25 protein-coding genes and 1 riboswitch are annotated in these 25739 nt (G+C 40.5%); of the genes, 15 read left to right on the top strand and 10 right to left on the bottom strand.

Annotation, left to right across the window (positions count from 1 at the left end; all coding sequences use genetic code 11):
* Nucleotides 1-124 precede the first annotated feature (124 nt).
* The 4 genes from ACH9UM_RS10325 (at nucleotide 125) to ACH9UM_RS10310 (ending at nucleotide 3321) form a co-directional block, all read left to right on the top strand.
* On the top strand, nucleotides 125-496 hold the full coding sequence (locus ACH9UM_RS10325; RefSeq protein WP_004846126.1) for a GntR family transcriptional regulator: 372 nt from the start codon (nucleotides 125-127) through the stop codon (nucleotides 494-496).
* Nucleotides 497-499: 3 nt separating this feature from the next.
* A complete protein-coding gene (locus ACH9UM_RS10320) occupies nucleotides 500-1351 on the top strand; it encodes an ABC transporter ATP-binding protein (protein ID WP_004846125.1) in 852 nt (283 codons plus the stop codon).
* Nucleotides 1348-2010, top strand: a complete 663-nt coding sequence (locus tag ACH9UM_RS10315; protein ID WP_009243464.1) for an ABC-2 transporter permease — start codon at nucleotides 1348-1350, stop codon at nucleotides 2008-2010. Before ACH9UM_RS10320 ends, ACH9UM_RS10315 begins: the two co-directional genes overlap by 4 nt.
* 132 nt (nucleotides 2011-2142) lie before the next feature.
* Complete coding sequence (locus tag ACH9UM_RS10310; RefSeq protein ID WP_009243463.1) at nucleotides 2143-3321, top strand: ABC transporter substrate-binding protein; 1179 nt, start codon at nucleotides 2143-2145, stop codon at nucleotides 3319-3321.
* 364 nt (nucleotides 3322-3685) lie between these two features.
* Here ACH9UM_RS10310 and ACH9UM_RS10305 read toward each other — a convergent pair whose 3' ends face one another.
* On the bottom strand, nucleotides 3686-4249 hold the full coding sequence (locus tag ACH9UM_RS10305) for a biotin transporter BioY (protein ID WP_004846121.1): 564 nt from the start codon (nucleotides 4247-4249) through the stop codon (nucleotides 3686-3688).
* 385 nt (nucleotides 4250-4634) lie between these two features.
* Here ACH9UM_RS10305 and ACH9UM_RS10300 point away from each other — a divergent pair, with 385 nt between their 5' ends.
* The 7 genes from ACH9UM_RS10300 (at nucleotide 4635) to ACH9UM_RS10270 (ending at nucleotide 10082) form a co-directional block, all read left to right on the top strand.
* Entirely contained in the window at nucleotides 4635-5471 is an 837-nt protein-coding gene (locus tag ACH9UM_RS10300) for a DUF5685 family protein (RefSeq protein ID WP_004846119.1), read from the top strand.
* Nucleotides 5468-6121 carry a J domain-containing protein gene (locus ACH9UM_RS10295; protein ID WP_004846118.1) on the top strand — a complete coding sequence of 218 codons (654 nt, stop codon included), beginning with the start codon at nucleotides 5468-5470 and terminating at the stop codon, nucleotides 6119-6121. Before ACH9UM_RS10300 ends, ACH9UM_RS10295 begins: the two co-directional genes overlap by 4 nt.
* Nucleotides 6112-6645, top strand: coding sequence for a hypothetical protein (locus tag ACH9UM_RS10290; protein ID WP_004846117.1), 534 nt, complete (start codon nucleotides 6112-6114; stop codon nucleotides 6643-6645). The genes ACH9UM_RS10295 and ACH9UM_RS10290 overlap by 10 nt, the downstream gene beginning before the upstream one ends.
* Before the next feature lie 423 nt (nucleotides 6646-7068).
* A riboswitch (FMN riboswitch) is annotated at nucleotides 7069-7205 on the top strand.
* Between the two features lie 217 nt (nucleotides 7206-7422).
* Complete coding sequence (gene tnpA / locus ACH9UM_RS10285) at nucleotides 7423-7893, top strand: IS200/IS605 family transposase (protein WP_004845078.1); 471 nt, start codon at nucleotides 7423-7425, stop codon at nucleotides 7891-7893.
* 146 nt (nucleotides 7894-8039) lie between these two features.
* Nucleotides 8040-8609: an ECF transporter S component gene (locus ACH9UM_RS10280; protein WP_009320984.1), complete on the top strand. Its 570-nt coding sequence runs from the start codon at nucleotides 8040-8042 to the stop codon at nucleotides 8607-8609.
* A 252-nt stretch (nucleotides 8610-8861) separates the two neighbouring features.
* Complete coding sequence (locus tag ACH9UM_RS10275; protein WP_009243458.1) at nucleotides 8862-9563, top strand: cell wall hydrolase; 702 nt, start codon at nucleotides 8862-8864, stop codon at nucleotides 9561-9563.
* 27 nt (nucleotides 9564-9590) lie between these two features.
* Nucleotides 9591-10082: a GNAT family N-acetyltransferase gene (locus ACH9UM_RS10270; protein WP_009243457.1), complete on the top strand. Its 492-nt coding sequence runs from the start codon at nucleotides 9591-9593 to the stop codon at nucleotides 10080-10082.
* Between the two features lie 158 nt (nucleotides 10083-10240).
* Here ACH9UM_RS10270 and ACH9UM_RS10265 read toward each other — a convergent pair whose 3' ends face one another.
* Nucleotides 10241-11080 (bottom strand): YitT family protein, encoded by an 840-nt coding sequence (locus ACH9UM_RS10265; protein ID WP_004846108.1) that lies wholly within the window; start codon nucleotides 11078-11080, stop codon nucleotides 10241-10243.
* A 146-nt stretch (nucleotides 11081-11226) separates the two neighbouring features.
* Here ACH9UM_RS10265 and eno point away from each other — a divergent pair, with 146 nt between their 5' ends.
* A complete protein-coding gene (gene eno, locus ACH9UM_RS10260) occupies nucleotides 11227-12507 on the top strand; it encodes a phosphopyruvate hydratase (RefSeq protein WP_009243456.1) in 1281 nt (426 codons plus the stop codon).
* Nucleotides 12508-12746: 239 nt separating this feature from the next.
* Nucleotides 12747-13190, top strand: coding sequence for a C-GCAxxG-C-C family protein (locus tag ACH9UM_RS10255; protein WP_004846103.1), 444 nt, complete (start codon nucleotides 12747-12749; stop codon nucleotides 13188-13190).
* A gap of 4 nt (nucleotides 13191-13194) precedes the next feature.
* Here ACH9UM_RS10255 and ACH9UM_RS10250 read toward each other — a convergent pair whose 3' ends face one another.
* From ACH9UM_RS10250 to ACH9UM_RS10235, 4 genes are all read right to left on the bottom strand, one after another.
* Entirely contained in the window at nucleotides 13195-14202 is a 1008-nt protein-coding gene (locus ACH9UM_RS10250; protein WP_009243455.1) for a sensor histidine kinase, read from the bottom strand.
* Entirely contained in the window at nucleotides 14190-14849 is a 660-nt protein-coding gene (locus ACH9UM_RS10245; RefSeq protein WP_004846101.1) for a response regulator transcription factor, read from the bottom strand. The genes ACH9UM_RS10250 and ACH9UM_RS10245 overlap by 13 nt, the downstream gene beginning before the upstream one ends.
* Nucleotides 14850-14952: 103 nt before the next feature.
* On the bottom strand, nucleotides 14953-16929 hold the full coding sequence (locus ACH9UM_RS10240; RefSeq protein WP_055159296.1) for an FtsX-like permease family protein: 1977 nt from the start codon (nucleotides 16927-16929) through the stop codon (nucleotides 14953-14955).
* Nucleotides 16919-17689, bottom strand: a complete 771-nt coding sequence (locus ACH9UM_RS10235; RefSeq protein ID WP_004846099.1) for an ABC transporter ATP-binding protein — start codon at nucleotides 17687-17689, stop codon at nucleotides 16919-16921. The genes ACH9UM_RS10240 and ACH9UM_RS10235 overlap by 11 nt, the downstream gene beginning before the upstream one ends.
* 226 nt (nucleotides 17690-17915) lie before the next feature.
* Here ACH9UM_RS10235 and ACH9UM_RS10230 point away from each other — a divergent pair, with 226 nt between their 5' ends.
* On the top strand, nucleotides 17916-18902 hold the full coding sequence (locus tag ACH9UM_RS10230) for a diaminopimelate dehydrogenase (protein WP_400091268.1): 987 nt from the start codon (nucleotides 17916-17918) through the stop codon (nucleotides 18900-18902).
* 282 nt (nucleotides 18903-19184) lie between these two features.
* Here the strand turns inward: ACH9UM_RS10230 and ACH9UM_RS10225 are convergent, their stop codons facing one another.
* The 4 genes from ACH9UM_RS10225 to ACH9UM_RS10210 form a co-directional block, all read right to left on the bottom strand.
* Nucleotides 19185-20426 (bottom strand): IS256 family transposase, encoded by a 1242-nt coding sequence (locus tag ACH9UM_RS10225; protein WP_009321026.1) that lies wholly within the window; start codon nucleotides 20424-20426, stop codon nucleotides 19185-19187.
* Nucleotides 20427-20563: 137 nt separating this feature from the next.
* Nucleotides 20564-20767, bottom strand: coding sequence for a hypothetical protein (locus tag ACH9UM_RS10220; RefSeq protein ID WP_009321477.1), 204 nt, complete (start codon nucleotides 20765-20767; stop codon nucleotides 20564-20566).
* Between the two features lie 129 nt (nucleotides 20768-20896).
* Nucleotides 20897-22186: a 3-phosphoshikimate 1-carboxyvinyltransferase gene (gene aroA, locus ACH9UM_RS10215; protein WP_004846096.1), complete on the bottom strand. Its 1290-nt coding sequence runs from the start codon at nucleotides 22184-22186 to the stop codon at nucleotides 20897-20899.
* Between the two features lie 35 nt (nucleotides 22187-22221).
* Nucleotides 22222-23331, bottom strand: a complete 1110-nt coding sequence (locus ACH9UM_RS10210) for a prephenate dehydrogenase (protein WP_004846094.1) — start codon at nucleotides 23329-23331, stop codon at nucleotides 22222-22224.
* Between the two features lie 310 nt (nucleotides 23332-23641).
* Between ACH9UM_RS10210 and ACH9UM_RS10205 the strand changes: the two genes are divergently transcribed.
* On the top strand, nucleotides 23642-25714 hold the full coding sequence (locus tag ACH9UM_RS10205) for a translation factor GTPase family protein (protein ID WP_009243451.1): 2073 nt from the start codon (nucleotides 23642-23644) through the stop codon (nucleotides 25712-25714).
* The last annotated feature ends 25 nt before the right edge of the window (nucleotides 25715-25739 follow it).

The following is a 25739-nucleotide window of genomic DNA, read 5'->3' as shown; positions in this document are numbered from 1 at the left end:
GGTTAATGTAAGAAAATGGATTTGCATTTTGGAAAAGTTATGATGAACTTTCAAATAAACAGTATATAACAGTTGACAAACAGTTATATACTGTTATATACTGTTTGACGAAAGGAGGAAGTATATGAAGATTATAATCAACAGTTCGTCGATGGTACCGATTTATGAACAAATTATGGATCAGATCAAATCACTTATTACAGGCGGAGATCTGAAGCAAAATGATGCTCTTCCTTCAGTCCGAACTCTTGCAAAAGAGTTGAAGATCAGTGCGCTGACTGTAAAGAAAGCGTATGATAATCTTGAACAGGAAGGATTTACAGTGACGATTCACGGAAAGGGAACTTATGTCGCGGCTTCAAATAAAGAGCGGATATTAGAGGAATTGAAAAGAGAGATAGAAAGCGATCTGGAAAAAGTAGTTCAAAAGGCAAGAGGATGTGGTCTGGATGACAGTCAGATTAGGGAAATGTTAGAGTTGATCATGGAGGACTAAAAGATGTTGGAAATAAATAAATTGCAAAAAAAATATGAAAATTTCGAGCTGAATTGTTCGATGAAGGTGGAAAAAGGGTATATTACGGCGCTCGTAGGTGAAAACGGAGCAGGAAAAAGTACAACATTTAAAGCGCTTCTCGGCCTTATAAAGCCGGATGGAGGAGAAATCACTATCTTCGGGAAAAAACCTTTGGAGCTAACAGCGAAAGACAGAGCGAAGATGGGAATTGTTTTGACAGATTCGGGATTCAGCGGATATTTAAAAGTAAAAGATATCATACCGGTGATGGAGTCGCTATATACCGAATTTGAGAAGTCGCGTTTTCTGGATTTGTGTAATAAGTTGGATATTCCTCTTAATAAATCGATTAAAGAGTTTTCAACCGGAATGAAAGCAAAGTTGAAAGTGCTTTGCGCGCTGACGCATAAAGCGAAGTTTCTGCTTCTTGATGAACCGACAGCAGGTCTGGATGTGATGGCGAGAGAAAGTATTTTGAATCTGTTCAGAGAATATATGGAGGAAGACGGGGAGAGAACAATTTTGATCAGTTCCCATATTTCTTCTGATCTGGAAGGTTTGTGCGACGATATTTATATGATTCATGAAGGAAGGATTATCTTTCATGAAGATACGGATGTACTTCTGAATCAATACGGATTGCTGAAAGTAGATGAAAAGCAGTTTGAGGAACTTGACAAGAGGTATTTGCTGAAAAAAAGGAAAGAACATTATGGATATGCCTGTCTGACAAAAGAGAAACAATATTATATCGAAAATTATCCGGATATTGTAGTGGAAAAAGGCACTGTAGACGAATTGATTGCGATGATGATAGGAGGGAACGAACTGTGAAAGGACTTTTGATCAAAGATTTGAAATTAATGAAAAATAATGGGAAAAATCTGCTGCTGGTCTTTTTGATCATCGGAACGATGATGGGGATCATGACGAAAGAACTTTATGCGGCAGTTGGATATGTCACTTTTATTTTTACTTTGTTTACGGTAAGTACGATCAGTTATGATGAATATGATAACGGTTATCCGTTTTTGTTTACTCTGCCGATTACAAGAAGACAGTATGTAAATGAAAAGTACGTGTTTGTTTTGATCATGACAGCGATTTCGTTTTTGGTCGGCATAATCTCAGTCGTTGTACAGTTTTTCTTACTTACTCCGAAAGAAAGCTTGACTGAACTTATCTTGATGTACGGAGTTTATACAATCACCGTATTGATTTTAAACGATATTATGATTCCTTTGAAATTAAGATTTGAAAGCGAGAAGGGCCGCTTGGTTATTCCTATTGTATTCGGAGGAGCAATGGTGATTGCCCTGATTGCTGCAAAATTAGCAGGAATGCTGTCGGAAACTTTAAAAGAGAAGTTTCTTCTGGCTGCTTTCAATATAGGAGAATATGGGATTGCAGCGATTGTCATAGTGGCGGCAGTTATTGTTACGATTGCTTCGTGGTTTTGGAGTCAGCGGATTTTAGAAAAAAAAGAGTTTTAAATCAGCGGTTTGATTTTATCGGTGAAAAAGCTTGAGGGAAAAAACAGAGTACAATCTGTTTTTTCTCTTGACAAAACTGCTTCTGCAAGTTACCATAGTAACACAGTAAGTTAGCAAGGAGGAGTTTTAGTTATGAAAATGTGGAAGAAAGCAGCAAGTATCGCGCTTGTATCAGCTCTGACAGTATCAATGGCGGCTTGCGGAAACGGCGGCGGAAGTGACAAGGGTTCGGCAGACGCGGATACATTTAAGATCGGAGGTATCGGACCTACAACAGGAGATGCGGCGATTTATGGTACGGCAGTACAAAACGGTATCCAGCTTGCGATTGACGAGATCAATGAAGCTGGCGGTATCAACGGATATCAGATCGAATTTAAATTTGAGGATGACCAGTCTGATTCCGAAAAGTCGGTTAATGCGTACAATACGCTGAAAGACTGGGGAATGCAGATGTTAGTCGGAACGACGACATCAACACCGTGTACGGCAGTTGTAGAAGAGACACATGCAGATAATATGTTCCAGCTCACACCGTCGGCAACGGCTGTAGAAAGTATTCAGTATGACAATGCATTCCGTATGTGCTTCTCAGATCCGGATCAGGGAAAAGCATCGGCTGATTATATCTCAGAGAATAATCTGGCGAAAAAGATAGCGGTTATTTACAACAGTTCCGACACATATTCATCGGGAGTTTATCAGAAATTCGCAGAGCAGGCGAAAACACTCGGACTTGATATTGTAGCGGCAGAAGCGTTTACGGCAGACAGTAAGACAGACTTTTCCGTTCAGCTTCAGAAAGCGAAAGACGCAGGCGCAGAACTTGTTTTCCTGCCGATTTATTATCAGGAGGCATCTTTGATTCTTGCTCAGGCAAACAAAATGGGATTTGCACCGAAGTGGTTCGGATGTGACGGAATGGACGGACTGCTTGCATTAGACGGATTTGATGCAGCGTTGGCTGAGAATTTAATGTTCCTTACACCGTTTACGGCAGATGCGGAAGATGAAGCGACACAGAAATTTGTATCCGATTTTGAAGCTGCTTTCAAGGGAACTCCGAATCAGTTTGCAGCGGATGCTTATGACTGCGTATATGTGATCAAAGAGGCAGCAGAAAAGGCTGAACTTACACCTGATATGAGCGTTTCCGATATGAGTGATGCTTTGAAAAAAGCGATGACAGAGATCAAAGTTGACAGAATGACAGGAAAATCAATTACATGGAGTGAAGACGGAGAACCGACAAAAGATCCGACAGTTGTAATTGTTCAGGGCGGAGTTTATAAAATCCTTCATGCAGAATAAAAAGAAAAACAGAAGCAGAACGGTTATGTTATGTGAAAGTGCTTCTTATATGTGAGAAAAAGATCCTGCGTTAAGCGGGATCTTTTTGTATAGGACAGTTTGTTTTGATAGTTTTAAATGATGCATAGAATACGATAAACAGCGAAAACCCGCTAACCTTCCGGCTAACGGGTTTCGTTGTTTTATAGTTATCTAAAGGAATGAGAGTTAAAGTAGAGTGCTTTTGACACTTCAACTTTATGAGGGGAAGATAGTTGCTTATCAACTATCTAACTCAGATTATAAAGAACAAATATGTCAAAAGTATGTTTAAACTATAAAAGAATACGAAAAATTATAAACAGGGAATTAAGAAAGTATATAATCATTTCTGTGTCTTTTGTATTGCGCTTGATAGTTTCGGTCCGATGATTGCTGCGAGAGCGATCTTGACAGCATCTCCGGGAAGATAAGGGATGACTCCGATCATAAGGGCAGCTTTGAAAGTAAGGCTCATATGTAGTGCAAGCCATATCGTTCCGAATAGATAACAGGCAATCATGCCGAGAGTCATGCCGATGATTGAAGCAAACGTTTTTTTATGAAATCTCAGCATAAAAAATCCATGGATGAGTGCAAGGAAGATGAAACCGAACAAATATCCCCCGGTCGGTCCGGCTAGCTTCCCAAGACCGCCGCTGAACGACGAAAAGACAGGAAGTCCGATTGTACCGAGAGCAAGGTAAATGAGCAGACTGATCGTTCCGTATTTCATTCCGAGTATATAAATAGAAAGAAAAACCGCAAAGTTTGTCAGAGTGATCGGCACAGGACTAAATGGAAGCGGGAGGGAAAGAGGTCCGAGAATGCATGTTACAGCTGTCATAAGTCCGATCATTGTGATTTTTTTTGTTTTTTCTGCCTGTGAGGCAGTGAGGCGCTGGTTCATAAGATTACTCCTTTACGTAAAATGTATGGTTTGATAAAAAAGAACGAAAGCACATAAAAACTGTTATGAAAAAGAACACGGTTTTATTGGTGTATCCGAGCGTAGTATAATAGAAAATGAAACAAAAGTCAACCTAAAATAAAAACAGGTTTACAATTAGAATCTGACGTTGAAAATACTTTATAAAACATTGTAAAGGCTATTTATAGTTAATATCAGCAAGCTGTGTAACAGTACACAGTTATAATTCACCGTATTTTTATAAACAGCAGGCCGAATGCGTGTTATAATGCGATAAGAATGTGACGGAAAATATTGTTTTACAATGAAAGCATGTCAAAGCAAGACAATGTAGAAAATGAAGAAGTGTTTGAGGAGAAGAGTGATGTTTGGGTATGTGACGGTATGTGAACCGGAATTAAAGGTGAAAGATTTAAAAAAATATAAGGCATATTATTGCGGTTTGTGTCATGTATTAAAAGAAGAGTATGGGTTTATAGGTCAGATGACACTTACATATGATATGACATTTGCAATTATTTTGTTATCTTCGCTATATGAAAGTGACACGAGAGCAGATATGCATTGCTGCAAAGTGCATCCGGTAAAAAAGCAGATAATGTTGACAAACGAGATTACGTCATATGGTGCGGCCATGAACGTGTTGATGGCATATTATCATATGGAAGATGATTGGCAGGATGAAAGGAAAGTTTCAAGCCTGACTGTAAAAACGATGCTTCGAGGTAAAGTAAAAAAAATCATGGAACAATATCCGAGGCAGAGCAGGGCAATCGAATCGGCTCTGAATGAATTGTCTGTTTGCGAAAGAGAAGGAAGTACAGATTTGGATAAAACGGCAGGATGTTTCGGGAAACTGATGGAAGAGCTGTTTTTATATAAAAAAGACCGGTGGGAAGAAACTCTTCGGAAGATGGGATTTTTTATGGGAAAGTTTATTTATCTTATGGACGCATATGAAGATCTGCCGAATGATCTGGAAAAAGGATGCTATAACCCGTTGAAGAAGATTGCCGAAGAAGAAGGATATGAAGAGCGGATCAAACAGATCTTATGCATGATGATAGCAGAGAGTACGGCAGAATTTGAGAAGCTTCCATGCCTTTCGGATATAGACATTTTGCGGAATATATTGTATGATGGAGTGTGGAATTGTTATAATAAGATACAGAGAAAGAAAAGTGAGGAACAGAAAAAATGATAAATAACCCGTATGAAGTGCTCGGCGTTTCTCCAAGCGCGTCAGATGATGAGATAAAAAAAGCATATCGTGATCTTACAAGAAAGTATCATCCGGATGCGAATGTTGATAATCCTCTTGCAGATCTTGCAGAAGAAAAGTTTAAAGAAGTACAGGAAGCTTATGATATGATCATGAAAGAGAGAGCTTCGGGCGGCGGATATTCTTATGGTTACGGGTCGTCCTCGGGCAGTTCTTCTTATGGTGCGGGCGGTAATTATCAGAACGCACAGCAGGATCCGAGGCTTCAGGCGGCTGTGAATTATATTAACAGCAGAAGATTTCGCGAAGCGCTCAACACGCTTGATCAGATTAACGAACGATCTGCAATCTGGTATTATTTAAGCAGCTGTGCGAATGCGGGACTTGGCAATAATGTTCTGGCAAGAGACCATGCGGCTCAGGCTGTGAATATGGAGCCGAACAATATGCAGTACAGACAGCTTTTGAATCAGTTGAATTATGCGAGCAGCCGTTATCAGAACAGCTCTTATGGCAATGGATACAGCAGCGGTACTACACCGTGCGGTACAGGCAATATGTGTTGTGATCTGTTTGTTGCGGATTCGTTGTGCGAATGTATGGGAGGCGACTTGTGTTCATGCATGTAAAGGCAAAAACAATGGCGTTTAGCGGACTTCTTCTTGCGCTGACTGTGATCTTTATGGTGTTGGGCAGTGTGATCGAGACGAGCACATTATTTCTGCTGGCGGCGGCATCTTTTTTTGTCGGGATCATTATCCGGGAGTTCGGACTTAGGATAGGAGCGGCATTTTATGCGGCAGGAGTGATACTTGGATTTATTACAGCGCCGAATAAGTTTTATGTGTTTACATTTGCGGCGATGGGATTATACATATGGGGGAGAGAAGCTGCATGGAGATGGATCGTGCGGCATGTGCGGGAAGAAAAGAGCAGGACGGCGTTTCTTCTTTTTAAATACGGAATCTTTAATCTTGTATATATCCCGATCGTTGTTATTTTCAGAGAAATGTTATTTGCAAAAGCAGTATCGACCCCGATTCTTGTCGGTGTTATGATAGCCGGACAGATAGGAATACTTATCTATGATAAGGCATATGATTATGTTCAGGTTCGCCTTTGGGGAAAGATGCGCGGAAGAGTGATGTCATAAAGAACGATATAAAAAGGATGAGCCACATTTCTGCGGCTCATGGGGGAAAAAGTTTATGAAAAAGTGTTCTCATCTGAGAACACTTTTAGTATACACAGAAAATGTGTAAAAAATGTGAGGAACTTTTGAACCAAATATGAAAAAATTTGAACCAAATATGAAAAAAACGGATAAAGAGGAATCTTTGACGGAGAAATCAAGGCATCAGAAAGAAAAATGATATTATTACAATATTTATATACATGAAAAAGTGATAAAAGAAATAAAAAGATGATAAAGTAAATTAAAAAAGTGACTACCCATAAGAAAATTTGTTTTTTTGGAGGATTTGTGCTTGTGAAAATGTGAAAATAGAGGTTAAAAAGAAAACAAAGTCCTTGAAAATAGAGAACTATAGATTTATAATGAATAGAGTAAATGGAATACGATCTTCGGGGTAGGGTGCAAGTCCCAACCGGCGGTATAGTCCGCGACCCGCAGCGATGCGGTGGAATCGGTGACTTTCTTAAACAGAAAGAATTCCGATACCGACAGTATAGTCTGGATGAGAGAAGATAGTGCCGCTTATTGCTCAGGAAAGGGCGGTAAGTTACACAGGTGCAGTTTATCCCGAACATGATATATGTTCGGGATTTTTTGTATCAAGAAAACCACGCGATAGTCGCGTGGTTCCGTGAAAGCTTTAGCGGTGTATTCAGAAATAAAAACTCCTAATGTGTATAATAAAAACGTGACCTGCCAGTTACGTAAATAAAAACACATTAGGAGGACCGTATAATGTCAGAACAAAATACAGACGTAAAAAGCTTAGCACATACAAAATGGAATTGCAAATATCATGTAGTGTTTGCACCTAAATATCGAAGGAAAGTATTTTATAACGAAAAGAAAGAAGCAATTCGTGAAATAATCCGAACACTGTGCCAATGGAAAGGTGTTGAAATCATCGAAGGAGAAGTATGTCCGGATCATATTCATTTACTTCTGAGTATCCCGCCCAAAATGAGCGTTTCGGGATTCATGGGATACTTAAAAGGAAAGAGTAGCCTAATGATATTTCAGAGATTCGGAAATATGAAATTTGCATACCGAAACCGCGAGTTTTGGTGTAAGGGATACTATGTTGATACAGTAGGGAAGAACACGGCAGCAATAAAAAGTTACATAGCCAACCAGCTAAAACAAGATAAGGAAATGGATCAGATTAGTCTATTCGATCCGCGAGACCCGTTTACGGGTAGCAAGTAATCCTGCGCGTGGCTGGCAGGCCAATAAAAGACGCACTTGTGCGTGGCTAGTAATATTAGGGCTATGCCCGAAAATGAAAAACCACCCGCTAGGCGGGTGGATGTTTATTTATAAAATTGCAGAAACGAAAAAAAGGAGAAGAAAAAATGGAAGAGGAAACAGGAACGGTAAAAATGGTGATGAGTAAGAAGAAAACAGTGAAAATGGTAAAAATGGGAGTGATGGTAGCCATATCGGTAGCGATGGTATATCTTGTTCATTTTCCGATTTTTCCGGCAGTGCCGTTTTTAGAGTATGATCCGGCGGATATTTCTATTCTGATCGGAACATTTGCCTTCGGACCGGAGGCTGGGCTTGTTTTGACAGTTGTGACGGCGGTTGTTCAGGGACTGACAGTGAGTGCGGGGAGCGGACTGTATGGGATATTGATGCATATGATCGCTACGGGTGTTCTTGTCCTCGTATCTGGAATGATCTACAACAGAAAAAAGACAAAGGCAACGGCTGTTTTTGGATTGACGGCGGGAATGGCTGCAATGGCAGTTGTTATGGTCGGGGCAAATTTATTGATTACTCCGATGTTTATGGGAGTATCAAAAGATGTCGTATGGAAATTAATGCCGTTTATTATCGGCTTCAATGTGATAAAAGCGGGAATAAACGGGGCGGTTACATTTCTTTTGTATAAGCGGATCGCAATGTTTTTGCGTAAATGATCAAGTAGATGAAAGTCTTATCTGTATCTTTGTTTTGAAAAGATGCGGATAGGACTGTTTTTTTGCGGCAGAAAAAGATGCAGCAAAAAATGAGAAAGAAAAAAGTTGACAACTTCTTTTCTTTGTAGTACAATCCCAGTCGTAACATTTTTGTAATATCTGTAATAAATATGAAAACAACACATATATTTTAAAAGGGGATTATTAAAAATATATTGTGAAGATATTGCAAATGTTTACGAGGAGGAGTATATGAATTATAATAAAAAAAGAATGATTGTGGCGCTGCATCTTACAGTGTCAAGTGTTATGCTGCTTTCGGGATTTACAAGTCCCGGGACAAAGATGAATACCGCCGGAGATCTCCGTTATGCGGGAGGTGAAATAGCCGTTCAGATCGGGGATTCAGTTGTGGACGGTACGATTAGTATGATCAAAGGAACGAAACAGGTTTCGCAAAGCGTTCAAACGGCAGGAGACGTATGGAAAACAGAGGCTGTCCGTATTGAAGAAATGATTCGGGCAGAGGAAGAAAGAGCCGCAGAAGAAGCAAGAATTGCCGAAGAACAAGCAGCACAGGCAGCGGCTTTGGAAGCGACACAGTTGGAAGCGGCGAATGTTATGGCAGGGGAGCAGGAACTTCTTGCCGCTCTTATCTATTGCGAAGCGGGAAATCAGCCATATGAAGGTCAGGTTGCAGTCGGAGCAGTTGTAATGAATCGTGTGAGAAGCGGTTCTTATCCGAATACGATCAGTGAAGTGATCTATCAGTCTGGGCAGTTCGGACCGGCGATGACAGGGTGGCTTGATTCGGTTCTTTCGTCGGGAGGCTATACAGAGACAGCGATGCAGGCAGCGGCAGACGCTCTTGCGGGAAGTAATCCGATTGGCGATTGCCTTTCCTTCGGAAACGGAAACTGGGGAATCCAGATCGGGGATCATTTTTTTCATTAAATCATAGATACGAAAGAAGGAAATAGTGTGGATATTAAGATCAGACAGTATGCGGAAGAGGATGTAAAAGAAACGATTGCCATCTGGAACGAAGTTGTAAAAGAAGGGATCGCATTTCCACAGAAAGAGACTCTTACAGAGTCGACAGGAGATCTGTTTTTTAAAGAGCAGACATTTACGGGGATCGCTTATGACGAAGAGAAAAAAGAAATTGTCGGAATGTACATTTTGCATCCGAATAATATCGGAAGATGCGGTCACATATGTAATGCAAGTTATGCTGTCCGAAAAGATATGCGGGGACTTCATATCGGGGAAATGCTTGTAAAACATTGCATGAAAATGGGAAAAAAATTCGGCTTTCGCATTTTACAGTTTAATGCGGTTGTGAAAAGCAATGCAGGAGCTTTGAAACTTTATGAAAAGCTTGGTTTTGTCCGTTTAGGAACGATTCCAAAAGGGTTTGAAATGAATGACGGACATTATGAAGATATTATTCCGCATTATCATGAATTATAATTAATGATATGTATTGTAAGGAGGCTGTAATTCTGACAAGAATTTAATTGTTAGAATTACAGCCTCCTGTTGTAACGGCGACGAGACAAAGTCCGGGTTTTCCTAAGGCTTTGCCAGCCGCTTATGATTTTGGAATGCTTTTTTGCGCGTTTTGTGATTTATACGCTGTGAAAGCCTTTTCCGATGATCTCGCTTGTGTTTGAGATAAGGATGAAAGCTTCTTTATCATTTTCACGGATAAAGTTGCGAAGATGCACAGCCTGCATTCTGTTTAAAGCAGTGAGGATGATGTATTTATCATTTCCTGAATACGCTCCCTTGGCGAGACACACGCTGGCGCTTCGTCCGAGCGTATGTACGATGTAATCACAGATCGGCTCAGGGTTATCGCATACGACGTTAAAATATTTCGACAGGTTAAAGCTTTCGATAAATGTGTCGATCATGAAAGAACGAATAGAAAGTCCGAGCAGGGAAAACAGTCCGGTTTCTATATCGAAAATAAAAAATCCGGATGCCGTTATCAATGCATCTGAAATCAATAATGCCTTGCCGATGTCGAAGCTGGAATATTTTTTCAGGATCATTGCGATGATATCTGTTCCGCCGCTGGAAGAACCGATGTTAAAAAGAATCGCCGATCCAAGCGCCGGAAGAGCTATGGCAAAACATAATTCAAGCATCGGTTCATCGGTAAAAGGAGAGTGCATAGGAAAGAGCCGTTCCAGCACCGAGAGCGAAACGGAGAGAAGGATGCTGCAGTAGGCGGTAGTTGCGGCGAATTTTTTCCCGAGGATGAACATTCCGATGATGAGCAGAATCATGCTTGCGATAAAGTTAAAGTCACCTGCCGAAATGAGTCCGGTTTTAGCGATAAGAACGGCAAGACCGGTAATTCCGCCAAAAGTGAAATTATTCGTAAATTTAAAAAAGTATGTTCCGAATGCAATAAGAAGCGTGCTGAATGTAAGCATAAAGAAATGTTTTAATTTATTCATTTTATTTTCTCCAAAGTATGAAATTAAAAACTCTACTCGAATTGTAATCTTCTAAAAATAAAAAGTCAACGCATTAAGTATAAAAATGAGGAGATAATGTATTAATAAAAGAATAGAAAGAAAGAAAATAAATAAGGAGACAGTATATGGATAAAGAGATGTTGATTCGGGATATATTTGCAAGGGAAATATTAGATTCACGGGGAAATCCTACGATTGAGGCTGAAGTTCTCGCAGGGGAAAATATCGTCGGCAGAGCCGCAGTTCCATCCGGCGCTTCAACAGGAAAATATGAGGCTGTGGAGCTTCGGGATCAGGAAGAGCGTTACGGAGGAAAAGGAGTGGAGCGGGCAGTTGAAAATGTGAACAGTTGTCTGGCAAAAGCGGTGATAGGAATGAACGTGTTCGATCAAAAGGAGATCGACCGTGCTCTTTGTAAAGCGGACGGAACAGAAAATAAAAGCAACCTCGGTGCAAACGCGATTTTAGGAGTGTCCATGGCGGCGGCAAGAGCGGCGGCGAAAGGACTGAATATTCCTTTATACAGATATTTGGGAGGGGTTCAGGCGAAGAAGATGCCGGTTCCGATGATGAATATTTTAAATGGCGGAGTACATGCCGATAACCCGTTAGACATACAGGAGTTTATGATCGTTCCGGTAAGAGAGACTTCTTTTCGGGAGAGACTTCGTATTTGTGCGGAAATCTATCATATGCTAAGAGCGGTTCTGAAAGGAAAAGGTCTTCAGACAGGAGTTGGGGATGAAGGCGGATTTGCGCCTGAACTTGCAGATACGAAAGAAGCGCTTCGGACGATAAGGGATGCGGCAGAAAGGGCAGGATACCGTATGGGGCGGGATATTATGATCGCGCTTGATGTGGCGGCGTCTGAGCTGTATATTGAAGAAAAAGGCGGATATATTTTCGCGGGAGAAGGGAAAAAAGGAGAACCTGTCGTGCGGACGACAGAAGAGATGATCTCTTATTATGAGGAACTTGTTGAAGAATTTCCGATTTTTTCGATCGAAGATCCGCTTGATGAAGAAGATTGGGACGGGTGGAAAAAGCTTACGAAAAAGATTGGAAACAGAGTCCAGCTTGTAGGAGATGATCTTTTTGTCACAAATGCGCAGAGATTGAGAAAAGGGATCGAACTTGGAGCCGCTAATGCGATACTCATAAAAGTTAATCAGATCGGTACTTTAAGTGAAACGTTCGAGACGATAAAAACAGCTCAGGAAGCAGGTTATAATGTAATTGTATCGCATCGTTCCGGAGAAACAGAAGATACGATCATCGCTGATATCGCCGTGGCGTTTAATACCGGGCAGATCAAAACAGGAGCGCCATGCCGGTCTGAGAGAGTGGCAAAATACAACAGACTCTTACGGATCGAAGAACAGATCGGTGAGAAAGAAAAGATGTAGGAACGATATGCAGCGAGCGGCGGAAGAAGCGTAAGAGACGTGTAGTGAGGGCTGTGCAGGTGAAGATACGGGAATGGTTGCATATCTTTTCTTCACCTGTTATACTTTTACGCGGAAGCCATCTGGCAAAACGCCGTTTTGATCTGATATTTTATTGGGAGGATGACGCAGGCTATGGCGATAAACAAAGTTGGAAATGAGTTTGAAAAGAACAAGATAAGATAAAAAAGGAGAAACGGATGAGTATGGAAATCAATGAAATGCAAGAAATGAATGAAAGAGCAAAGAAAGCTTTGGAATATCATAAGAAAGGATATAATTGCTCACAAGCAGTGGCATGTTCTTTTTGTGAGGAGTTTGGAGTGGATGAAGAAACGATGTTTCGTATTGCTGAAGGTTTTGGTTTCGGTATGGGCATGATGGACATATGCGGTGCGGTTACTGGTATGTTTATGGTGATGGGACTGGATAATAGCGTTGGAAATCCTGACAACGGAAAACTTACAAAAGCAGATACATATAAGAAAGTAAAAGAATACGCCAATCGGTTTAAAGAGAAAAACGGAACATATTACTGCCGTGAACTCAAAAGCGTTGTGGACGGAAAGCAAAGAGTAAGCTGCGACCAATGCATTTTAGATGCGGTTGCGCTGACGGAAAGCTACCTGGCAAACAGAGGATAGATTTTCAGATCCGGTGAACCGTTCCTTTCGGAAAAGTGATCTGTAATATGGTATATTCTTTTTCTTCGGATGCAATATCTAATTTTAGTCCCAGACGAAAGGAAAGTTTTCGGGCGAGATATAACCCTACGCCTGTTGAGTTCGATTTGCTCCGGTCAGATCCGGTAAACCCTTTTTCAAATACTCTTGACAGGTCGGAAGAGGAGATGCCGCAGCCGTTGTCCTTGATCGAAAGGATAATATTTGTGTCGTTATCCTGACCGGTTATCGTAAGTTTATTTTCTTGTTTGTCAAAGTATTTGATCGAATTTTGTATGATCTGTGACAGTATGAAAGTCAGCCATTTCTCATCTGTGTAGACGATCTGGTCAATCGCATGAGTTTCTATTATGACTTTGTGATCGATCAGATCATGGCGGAACTTTAAAATGACGTTGTGTATGACTTCTTCTAAGTTCAGTTTTTTTACAAAATAATCTTTTTCTGTACTTTCGCTTCGCGCATAATAAAGCATCTGTTCTGTAAGGCGATAGAGTTTGTCGGTTTCTTTTTTCAGCGCATAGTTTTTTGTGTTGTCAAAAGTCAAAGATAACGCGCCGATCGGAATTTTGATCTCATGCGCGAAGCTTTCTACATATTCTTCGTATTCTTGTTTTTCTTTTTCGATTTGTGAGATTTTGTCATTCATAGCTTTGCACGCTTTTTTTAACGCATAATAGTAGGCTTTGTTCTGAGGGTCGCCCGGCTTTGGCAAAATATCTGAGATATAATAGCTCTCTTGAAGCTCATCTGCAAGATTAATAATGCGTTGTGAATCTTTTTGTTTCTTTTGAAATGAAAACCATAGAAAAGAGATTTGCGCCGAAAGAAAAAGGACTGCCGATAAAATAATAAATGATGAATCTACATCGTAGAAAATCAAGAGAAATACAATGCCTGAAAGAAAGAAAATTTGAAATAATAATTCGGATATTTTCCCTTCTAAAAATGTCAAAAAGCTCACAACTTCCACCCCTTTCCTCTTATATTTTCTAATAGATGAATAATTCCGATTTCTTTCATTTTCTTTTTTAACCGGGTCATATTAACAAGCAGTACGTTTTCATCTAAATAATATTTATCGTTCCATAGTTTTTCTAATAGCTCTTCTTTACTGATGATCTTATCTTCGTTCATGAAAAAATAATATAAAATGCGAAATTCGTTCCTTGTCAGCTCGATACTTTTTCCTTCGTATTTTAATACGGACAAATGAAGATCGAGAGTGCAGTCTTTTTTTGTAAGTTCCCGGAAATTATTCGGATTTGATAATTGAAGTGCCCGTTTGATTTTCTCCAGGAGAATAAGTGTGTCATATGGTTTCGTGATAAAATCGATCCCTCCTGCCTGAATACTTAGCAGTTCGTCGGCGCTTGTGTCCCTGCTTGTCACAAAAATAATCGGTACAGACATGAGCTTTTTCATCTTCCTGCATATTTCATATCCGTTTTCGTATGGAAGATTAATATCCAGTAAGATCAGATCGAAAGAATATTTTTTTGATTCTTCTGATAAATTCTCGAAATCTGTTAATAAAACAGTTTCATATCCGTGCGAGTTCAGTAATTTGGAAAGTTCGAGACGGGTGATTTTGTCATCTTCTATAATTGCAATTTTCATTTTCCGTACCTCTTGATTTGCTTTTTGTAATTGCGGTGATCCTTTTGCTTAGTATTCCTGATTTATTATTATAATAAAATTACGGCGGGAGAGCCAGAAAAATCTAACTCTCCTCATTGATATTTCGTTTAAAGCCGATGTAAGCCGTGATCCAGTAAATACCGTATATGAAAAAGAAAATCGCTAATCCGCTTATAAAATAGAGCAGGTAAGTATATCTGCTTTCCAGCATGATATGATAAACATTATTCATAGAAGCTAACATACAAAATCCGGCAATCACAGGACAAATGACAGGTACAAAGAAAAAGATAAGTAATTGTCTGCGGATCGTCCGAAAAATAGAAGAATCGTTTACGCCGAGCCTTTGCAGTGTCGTGTAGCGGTATTTATATTTTGCAGAGTCGCTCAACGATTGTATCGCAAGAATTGTACCTACTGCAGAGATCAGGATGAAAGCAATATACAGGCAGAGGCTTGCGATCATTGCAGTCATTGTATTTTGTTCCTCGACAGCAGTACCTCTTACATTGACTCTGTAATATTCGCGGATTGTCTCGTTGTCATCATTTTTTGTGACGAGCAGATGGTTTAAATCCGTTTTTATTTTTTCTTCCAATTTAGATGTTGTATCTTCTTTCGTGTCTGCGATCAGATGCTTTTCGCTTATTTCTAATCCGCTGACATATTTGTCGGGAACAATTACCGTAAATCTGCCTGTATTATTCATAGTATACCAAAAGGAGTTTGTATCGATTCCTTTTAAATGCAGCTTTTGATCTGCGAACCGGATATTTTGGATCTCGTTGTTACCTTCCACTTTATATAACAACTGGCGGTCGGTGACAAGGAAATATTCGTCGCTTTTTAGCTCGATCGGAGTTAAGCTGCGCATTTTTAATAATTTATTATAGTCGCTTAATTTCATTACCGGATCAAAATTATAAAATTGAACATCGTAGTAATTTTGTATTTGATGGGCAGGATCTTTGTAAATATTAAATTCGATTGATTCGTTTATCGTATAATCTTCATCTATCACACGAAGATATTCGTTAAAATCGTCAAAAGGCTGTTCATAATCGAAAATATCAACGTCGTAAGGAGCTGTTAATTCAATACTTCTATGATAGACTCCTTTGCATATGCTTGAATAATTTAAACATAATAAAGAAAGCAGGATCAGCATAGAAAGAGTTCCGAACGTAAAACTCATTGTCCGCGCCTTTGACGCAAACGTTCTGGCTGTAAAAAGGTAATCTTTTTTGTATTTTATTTTTTTGCTTTTCAATAAAGCGGACAATAACATGTCTGCGCATGTGGCACAAATGCCGTACATACTTACGATCAGTATCGACATACTGATAATTAAATAAGTGAGCGTTTCCTGTGCTCCGTTTTTTTCCAGTGTCCACCGGGAAGCCCAAAGGGCAAGAGCGGCAATTCCGAGTATGATACTCAATAGAAATAAAATGTTTCGTTTTCTGTTTCCGTGAAACATTTTCGTTTCATTTTGCTTTTCAAAGTAAAGAAAATCGTGTACAGTCATTTTCCTTATTCGTCTTAACAGATTTAGAAGAACTAAAAGGTAGATCAGCAGAAAGTAAACAGCCAGCATTCCGATAGACACAAAGTTTACAAAGATGAAGATTGTTTTCGGTATTTTGAGCAGTTTTACGATGATTACAGATATAAACTGACTGAATACAAAGCCGATAGGGATTGCCAAAATAAATGCAAAGATTCCTACTAATATATTTTCCGTTACAAGCAGACGGGCGATTGATGTTTTTTTGATACCGAGCAGCATATATGTTCCGAATTCTTTGCTTCTTTTTTCAAACATAAATTTCGTCGTGTAGTTGATTAAAAAACATACTACAAATACGATGACGATATTTACGAAGATCAATACATTTTTAAATGTGCTCATTCCGGATGACAGCGCTGCAACCTCATCAGAACTTGCCACAAGATTAAACGCAAGTATTAAAGAAAAAGAAAGTGTTATTGTAATCAGATAGATCAAATAATCTTTGATACTTCTTTTTGCGTTTCGATAAGCCAGTTTACCTAACATTTCCCAATTCACCTCCGAGCAAGGTCAATATATCCAATATTTCATTGAAAAATTCTTTTCTGCTTTTTTCTCCTTTGAATATTTCGTTGAATAATTTTCCGTCTTTTAAAAACAGGATACGCTCGCAAAAAGAGGCGCTGAACGGATCATGAGTTACCATTAAAATTGTCGTATGCATTTTCCGGTTAATATCAGACATTGTTTCCAGTAATAATCTCGATGAACGGGAATCTAAAGCACCGGTAGGTTCATCGGCTAAGATTAGATTCGGTTCGTTGATCAATGCTCTTGCGCAGGCACAGCGCTGCTTCTGACCGCCGGAAACTTCGTAAGGAAATTTCGATAAAATATCGCGGATACCTAATTTGTCGGCAATCGCATGGACACGCCGCTCGATCGAAGACGGGTTCGCTTTATTGATGATGAGCGAGAGAGAAATATTTTCTTCTATAGTTAATGTGTCTAAAAGGTTAAAGTCCTGAAAGATAAATCCCAGATTCTTTCGTCGGAATGAGGCAAAGTCTTTTTCTTTGATTTTTGTAATATCCTGATGATTGACAGTAATGTGTCCTGCGGTTACGGTGTCGATCGTGGAAATACAGTTTAGAAGCGTTGTTTTGCCTGATCCGCTTGCACCCATGATCGCAGTAAATTCTCCTTTGTTTACTTCCATGGAAATGCCGTCTACCGCTTTCGTAATATTTCCGGCAGCTCCGCCGTAATATTTTTTGACTTGTTCCAGTTTTAATATATGTTCCATAAGAATACTCCTTTCGGCTTCTGTCTGTTTAGATTATAACAATCAACGGCGCGTTATACACTTACAGTTTTGAAAGTAAGAGATCAGAAATACTCACAAAATATTCAAAAAAATGGCATTGAAAACTTATCTTGACGATTGTATAATAGCAAAGTGATAGTTTGAAAAACGTGAGTTGTCACGGGAAGGGCTATGCGAAAAATATTCAAAAAGGAGAGTGCAGACAATGAGTATTCGAGTTGGTATTTTGGGATATGGTAACTTAGGCAGAGGTGTAGAATGTGCAGTAAAACAAAATGATGATATGGAACTTGCGGCAGTATTTACAAGAAGAGATCCTTCAGGCGTGACAATTTTGACAGAAGGAGTTCCGGTATGCAGTGTGGATGACACCGCAGACTGGAAAGATAAGATCGACGTATTGATTCTTTGCGGAGGAAGCGCGACAGATCTTCCGAAACAGACGCCGGAGTTTGCAAAGCTGTTTAATGTAATTGACAGTTTTGACACACATGCCCGCATTCCGGAGCATTTTGCGAATGTGGATGCTGCGGCGAAGGAGAGTGGAAAAGTCGGAATTATTTCCGTAGGCTGGGATCCGGGTATGTTCTCTTTAAACAGATTGTATGCAAACGCGATCCTTCCTGACGGAAAAGATTATACATTCTGGGGAAAAGGAGTAAGCCAGGGTCATTCAGATGCGATCAGAAGAGTAGAAGGCGTAAAAGACGGAAAACAGTATACGATTCCGTCAGAAGCAGCTCTTGAGGCAGTGCGAAACGGAGAAAACCCGGAACTTACGACACGTCAGAAACATACAAGAGAGTGTTTTGTTGTCCTTGAAGAGGGCGCGGACGCGGCAAAAGTAGAAGCGGAGATCAAATCGATGCCGAACTATTTTGTCGATTATGATACGACGGTTCATTTTATAAGTGAAGAAGAATTAAAACGCGATCACAGCGGAATCCCGCACGGCGGTTTCGTACTTAGAAGCGGAAAGACAGGCTGGGACGGAGAAAACAGCCATTTGATCGAGTACAGCTTAAAATTAGACTCTAATCCTGAGTTTACATCGTCCGTGATCGTTGCATATGCCCGCGCAGCTTACAGACTTGCTGCGGAAGGTCAGAGCGGATGCAAGACAGTGTTCGATATCGCTCCGGCATATTTAAGCGCAAAAAGCGGAGAAGAATTAAGAAAAGAGATGCTGTAAAAAGCAATCGTCTGAAGTGCCAAAAGGCACATTTCGCGATTGTAAACAGTCGCTGAGGTCCGGGGTTGCCCGGACCTTAGTTTATTGCCGTCACAAAAAAGAGACATCGATGATCTTACTGTTTGAGACTATGAAGAAAAGTCTGTAAATATGATCTTCTATGATAAGAATGGGCGATAGGCTTAAACAAAATCAGCTTTTCGCCCTTGCTTTATATATAACAGTTACAAAATTGCATGTCAACAGCAGGCGGGTAATCCGCCTGTTTTTCTGCTTTTTTTATTACTCTGGCAAGCGACCTTCATACATGATACTTAACTCTCCATAAACCTGAGCCCAGTTCCGGATTGTTGCAGTCCATTTTTTTGTAGCTTCAAAGGTAGCCAGATAAAGGGCTTTTAAAAGGGCTGTATCGCTTGGAAAGACGCTTCTCTGACGGTTCAGCTTCCGATAAGTGGAATTCAGAGATTCAATGGCATTTGTTGTATAAATGACCTTTCTAACCGCTGCTGAAAACTTGAAGATTGGGGAAATAGCATCCCAGTTATCCTTCCAGCGTTTCATGGAATTCGGATATTTTGCAGTCCATTTTTCCATTACCCGATCCAAAGCTGCCAAAGCTTTCTTTTCATCCGCTGCCTGATATATCGTTTTCAAATCTGTGGCAAATGCTTTTCTGTCTTTATCTGGAACATATTTCAAGGTATTTCGCACTTGATGAACGATACATCTTTGATATTCTGTCTTAGGAAATGCTGCCGCAATCGCTTCTTTGATACCTGTGAGTCCATCTGCACAAATGATCAGGATATCTTTTACACCACGATTTTTTAATTCGTTTAAGACGGAGAGCCAATACTTGGAACTTTCATTTTCTCCAATACTGATAGTAAGCACTTCTTTCTTACCTTCCGCATTAATCCCAAGAATGACATACGCAGCAAGCTTCCGGATCACTCCATTATCACGGACGGAATAGTGAATCGCATCAATATACAGGATTGGATAAACTTCATCTAATGGCCGATTCTGCCAGTCTTCAATTTGTGGGAGAATCTTGTCTGTAACATCTGATATAAAACCTTCGGATGTTTCAAAACCATAAATATCTTCGATTGTTTCTGAAATCTGCCGGGTTGTCATACCTTTTGCATACATAGAAATAATCTTCTGATCGATATCTGAAATGTCTTTCTGACGTTTCTTTACTACTTGAGGTTCAAAAGTTGATTTTCTGTCTTGTGGAACTTCAATCTCCATAGAACCATAACGACTATTCACTCTTTTTCGCTTATAACCATTGCGATAATCACCGCTATCAGAACGTTGTGATTTTTCATATCCCAAGTGGTCATCCATTTCCGCTTCCATCATCTCTTTGATGGTTCCACCAAGAAGATCTTTCAGCGCATCCTGGATATCTTCTGCTGATTGGATATCGTATTCTTTCAAGAGCTGGTGAATGATGTTACGTTTTCCTTCTGTCATTTGTACTTTGTGTACAGGTTTCTTTTCTCTTGCCATAATAAAAGGCCTCCTTATGATAAAATATTTTACCATAGAAGACCTTCTAAAACATTATTTACAGAAAAAGTTTCACATTCTCTACTGTTTCTGATCGAATGAAAACAGTGCGATCGATGAATGTCTCTTTTAAAATGCTATTTTTTATCTTTTTTACCTTTCCAATCTTTTTTAAGTTCCAAACAAACGTCGACAAATATAATAATTAAATCCCCGATAAAGAAAAATAGAAAAATTTTATCTATTTTATTGTCTATCAAAGAAAATATAATAAGAGATATAAGTGATATGAATAGGGCGATAAGCTGCTTCTTTTCTTTTTTTATTAGCTTTTTAATCATAAATTGTACCCTCCTTTTTCTATTAAGAAACTGATATTATTCAATTCCAATATAGCAAAAACGTGATTTTTACCATTGAAAATAAGGAAGTTAAATAACTTTTTTGAAGTTATATGAATTCGGATACGATTATAATAATTGTTCAAATGTATCATAAAAAGTAGGATACGATACGTCCACACATTTACTGTCAAGGATTTTCGTTGTTCCGTCAGCGACAAGAGCCGCGATGCTGAACGCCATTGCAATCCTGTGATCGAGAAGGGTGTGGATCGAAGCGCCGTGAAGTGTTCCGCCTGTGATGATCATTCCGTCTTCTGTGGGGGTGACGTTACATCCCATCGCTTTTAAATTATCTGTCACAGTTTCGATGCGGTCAGTTTCTTTTACTTTCAGTTCAGCGGCGTCTTTGATGACAGTTGTTCCGTCTGCGACGGCAGCCATGACTGCGATGATCGGAATTTCGTCGATCAATGTCGGGATAATATCGCCTTCGATCGTAATTCCGTGCAGACTGCTCGTGCGGACGAGGATGTCGGCAATTTTTTCGCCGGCCTCACATCGTTCGTTAAGAAGTGTGATATCGCCGCCCATATCTTCGCATACTTTCAAAATACCGGATCTGGTCGGGTTGATCCCCACATGTTCGATCAATATTTCCGAATCGGGAACGATCAGTCCTGCTGCGATAAAATATGCCGCAGAAGAAATATCTCCCGGAACAACGATTTTTTGACCGTATAGTTTTGGGTACGGTTTAATATATGCGGTTGCTTCTGTTCCTGACAGCGAGTGAAGAGTCCGTATGTCAGCGCCGAATTCTTTCAGCATCAGTTCAGTGTGGTTCCTGGAAAGCGACGGTTCTGTAACCGAAGTTTCTCCTTCTGCGTACAATCCGGCAAGCAGGATACATGATTTCACCTGTGCGGAAGAGACGGGGGAATCGTAGTGGATTCCGTGCAGATTTCCCGGAGCGATGTACAGCGGAGCGCATCCGTTTCTGAGAATACTTGAAATATTTGCGCCCATCATTGTAAGCGGTTCGATGATCCGTTTCATAGGGCGGGAGTTTAAAGACTCGTCTCCCGAAAGTTTTGATTCAAACTTCTGTCCCGCGAGAATGCCAGACAAAAGGCGGGTTGTAGTGCCGCTGTTTCCGACGTCGAGGATATTTAAGGGAGCGGATAGTCCGTGTAATCCTTTCCCGTGGACCGTGATCGTATGATCTGTTTCTTCTATATTAATGCCCATAGACTGAAAGCAGCGGATCGTGGCAAGACAGTCCGCGCCTTTCAGAAAATTGTGGATTTCCGTCGTTCCGTTTGCAATCGATCCGAACATGATGCATCGGTGGGAAATTGATTTATCTCCGGGAACGGAAACTGTTCCCTTTAATCCTTGAATACCGGCTAATTCCATTGCTTTTTCCTCCTGTTTAAATTATTGTTTCTTTCTTAGACTTCGTATACGATATATCGGTATTTTTTCAGCAGCGCAGAAGCTTTGGAAGAGGAGGATTCATCATAAAATTCGATTCGGAGTACGCCTTCTTCAAATTCGCGGTTGTGGATAATGCCGATATTTTTAATACTGATATTATTGCTTGCCAATATAGTTGCGATCGTCGCGATTCCTCCGGTTTCATCAATAATATCACAGTATACGGCAAACTGTTTTTTGATCGGCCCTGCCGAGGTGTTAGGCATAGAATTACGATAATCGCGGGAAGATTCAAATAAAGTATAAAGCGCATTTTCATCTTCCGTATCTATAGAAAGTTTAGCTTGTATGAGTGCTTCGATATACTGTCCTAAAATATGCGAGATATTTTTTCCGTTTTTCAGACAGATTTGCTGCCACATAACCGGGGACGAGGATGCGATCCTCGTAATGTCTTTGAAACCGCCGGCGGCAAGCGCTTTCATCAGTTCTTCTTTCGTATCGGTATCCCGGACGAAGTTTACAAGTGTAGAAGCAATGATGTGAGGCAGATGGCTGATCGTTCCGGTTATGCAGTCGTGCTGCCTGTAGTCGAGGACAATAGGCAGCGCTTTTAAAGAAGAAACAAAGTTCCGGTAAGCATTGATTTTTTCTTCGGATACTTTAGCTGAAGGGGTGAGAATATAGTAAGCGTTCTCGATCAAATGAGCTTTTGAGTTGGCGAATCCGTTTTTCTCCGAACCTGCCATCGGATGACCGCCTATAAAATTTTCTTCCATACCAAGCGAGATTATTTCTTCGTGGATTGAAGTTTTAACGCTTCCTACATCTGTTAAAATACAGTCTGGATCGATCAGAGATTTTAGCTGGGTAAGGCAGGCGGTGTTGTATGAAACGGGGGCGCATAAGAAAATATAGCTGCAGCCTTTAAAATTGTCATCGATCGCAGAACAGGAAGTGTCGATGATGTTTTCCTGGACTGCGAGAGCGAGAGTTTCTTTATTTTTATCGAATGCAATCAGCTCATAATCGGGGAAGTATGTGCGGATCGCCTTTGCGACAGAACCGCCGATAAGTCCGAGCCCGATAAAGCCGATTTTTGCAGGAGTGATGTCTGAAAACATAAAAGTAAAATCCTTTCCTTATTATAATATAGAGGTATTTTAACACGCTGACTTGTAAAAGTAAACAAAGTAATGGTAATAGTTAAGCCGATCCGGTTCGTAAAACCGCACCGTATGCTTATCGTGTATGACGACACTGTTTTCCTCAGAAACAGGAAGAGAACTGCAATGTTGAACTGCACAAGAAATATGTGAAAAATATATAAAATAGTTGTAATTTATAAAAAAATTTAGTACAATATACCTATGATGTGCATGGCGAGAGGAAAGAAATACATGCAAAATAACTACATATCAAGGAGGCGGCAGCATGAAAGTTTACAGAACAGACGAAATTAGAAATGTGGTATTGCTCGGACACGGCGGAAGCGGAAAGACGAGTCTTGTTGAAGCGATGCTGTATGTATCAGGCGTTACGAACCGAATGGGGAAAGTGACAGAATCTAACACGGTCAGTGATTTTGATAAAGAAGAACAGAAACGTGGTTTTTCGATCAGCACAAGTCTTGTTCCGATCGAATGGGAAAAGGCGAAGATCAACATTCTTGATACACCGGGATATTTTGATTTTGTGGGAGAAGTGGAAGAAGCGGTAAGCGCGGCGGACGCAGCGGTCATCGTTGTTTCCGGCAAAGCGGGAGTTCAGGTAGGCACGGAGAAAGCCTGGGAGCTGTGTGATAAGTATAACCTTCCGCGAATGATCTATGTGACAGAGATGGACGTTGACGATGCAAGTTTCCGTCAGGTAGTAGAAGATCTGACTACCCGTTACGGCAAAAAGATCGCGCCGCATTTCCAGCCGATCCGCGAGAACGAAAAACTTGTCGGATATATCAATGTTATTAAAAATGCAGGAAGAAGATATACGGAGATCGGGCAAAGAGAAGAGTGCGAGATTCCTGATTACTGTAAACCGAATCTTGAGATTTTGAGAGACTCTCTTATGGAAGCTGTCGCAGAGACAAGTGAAGAGTTTATGGAGCGTTATTTCAACGGCGAAGAATTTTCGGTAGAAGAGATACGCTCTGCAATGCGTACGGAAGTGATGGACGGAGATATCGTTCCTGTCGCTATGGGATCAAACGTGCAGGCGCAAGGCGTTGCGAATCTGCTTTCTGACATTGTAAGATTCTTCCCGAGTCCGGATAAAAGAAAATGCGCAGGTATTAATCGCAGAACAAACGAGATTTTTGAAGGCAATTATGAATTCTCAAAAGCAAAGACCGCATATGTATTTAAGACGATGGTCGATCCGTTCATTGGAAAATATTCATTCGTAAAAGTATGCTCCGGAGTGTTGAAAGGCGATGATATTTTATATAATGCAGACGCAGACGCAGAAGAGAAACCCGGAAAGATTTACACAATGTGCGGAAATAAACCGGCGGAAGTTTCCGAACTGTTTGCAGGAGATATCGGGGCTATCGCAAAACTCGGCAGTACACGCACGGGCGATACGCTTTCTACAAAGGCAAATCCGGTATCTTATGCGAAAACAGATTATTCTGTTCCTTACACATATATGAAGTATACGGTGAAAACAAAGGGCGATGAAGATAAGGTTTCACAGGCGCTTGCAAAAATGACGGCAGAGGATGTTACTCTGAAGTCGGTAAATGACAGTGAGAACCGTCAGACGCTTCTCTATGGAATGGGAGATCAGCATCTCGAGATCGCAGCAAGCAAACTTGCGGCGAGATATAAAGTGGAGATCACGCTTGAGACACCGAAAGTTGCATTCCGCGAAACGATCCGCAAAAATTCGGATGTAGATATGAAATATAAGAAACAGACCGGCGGCCACGGACAGTACGGACACGTTAAGATGAAATTTGAACCGTCTCACGATCTTGATACACCGTATGTATTTGAAGAGTGCGTAGTCGGCGGAGCAGTTCCGAAAAACTATTTCCCGGCTGTAGAAAAAGGATTGCAGGAATCGGTTCTTAAAGGGCCTCTTGCCGGATATCCGGTGGTCGGTGTAAAAGCGACTTTGTATGACGGATCTTATCATCCGGTAGATTCTTCGGAAATGGCGTTCAAAACAGCTACAACCCAGGCGTTTAAGAAAGGATTTCTTGAGGCATCTCCGGTACTTCTTGAGCCGATCGCTTCTTTGAAAGTGACTGTTCCGGACGATTATACGGGAGATGTGATGGGAGATCTGAATAAGAGACGCGGACGAGTGCTTGGCATGACTCCGATCGCAGGTGGAAAGCAAGTGATCGAAGCGGACATTCCGATGACAGGATTGTTCGGGTATTGTACGGTGCTTCGCTCCATGACAGGCGGAAGAGGAACATACGCATATGAATTTGCAAGATATGAGCAGGCTCCGTCTGATGTACAGGAGAAAGAGATCGCAGCAAGAGCGGAAGAGTAAAACAGAAAAAAAAGAACAGAAAAGA

Origin of the sequence: Mediterraneibacter torques (genome assembly GCF_044591705.1) — a bacterium.
GTDB classification, from domain to species: Bacteria; Bacillota; Clostridia; order Lachnospirales; family Lachnospiraceae; genus Mediterraneibacter; species Mediterraneibacter torques.
The sequence above is the reverse complement of the archived record's forward strand: the minus strand, read 5'-3'. Positions and strand labels throughout refer to the sequence as shown.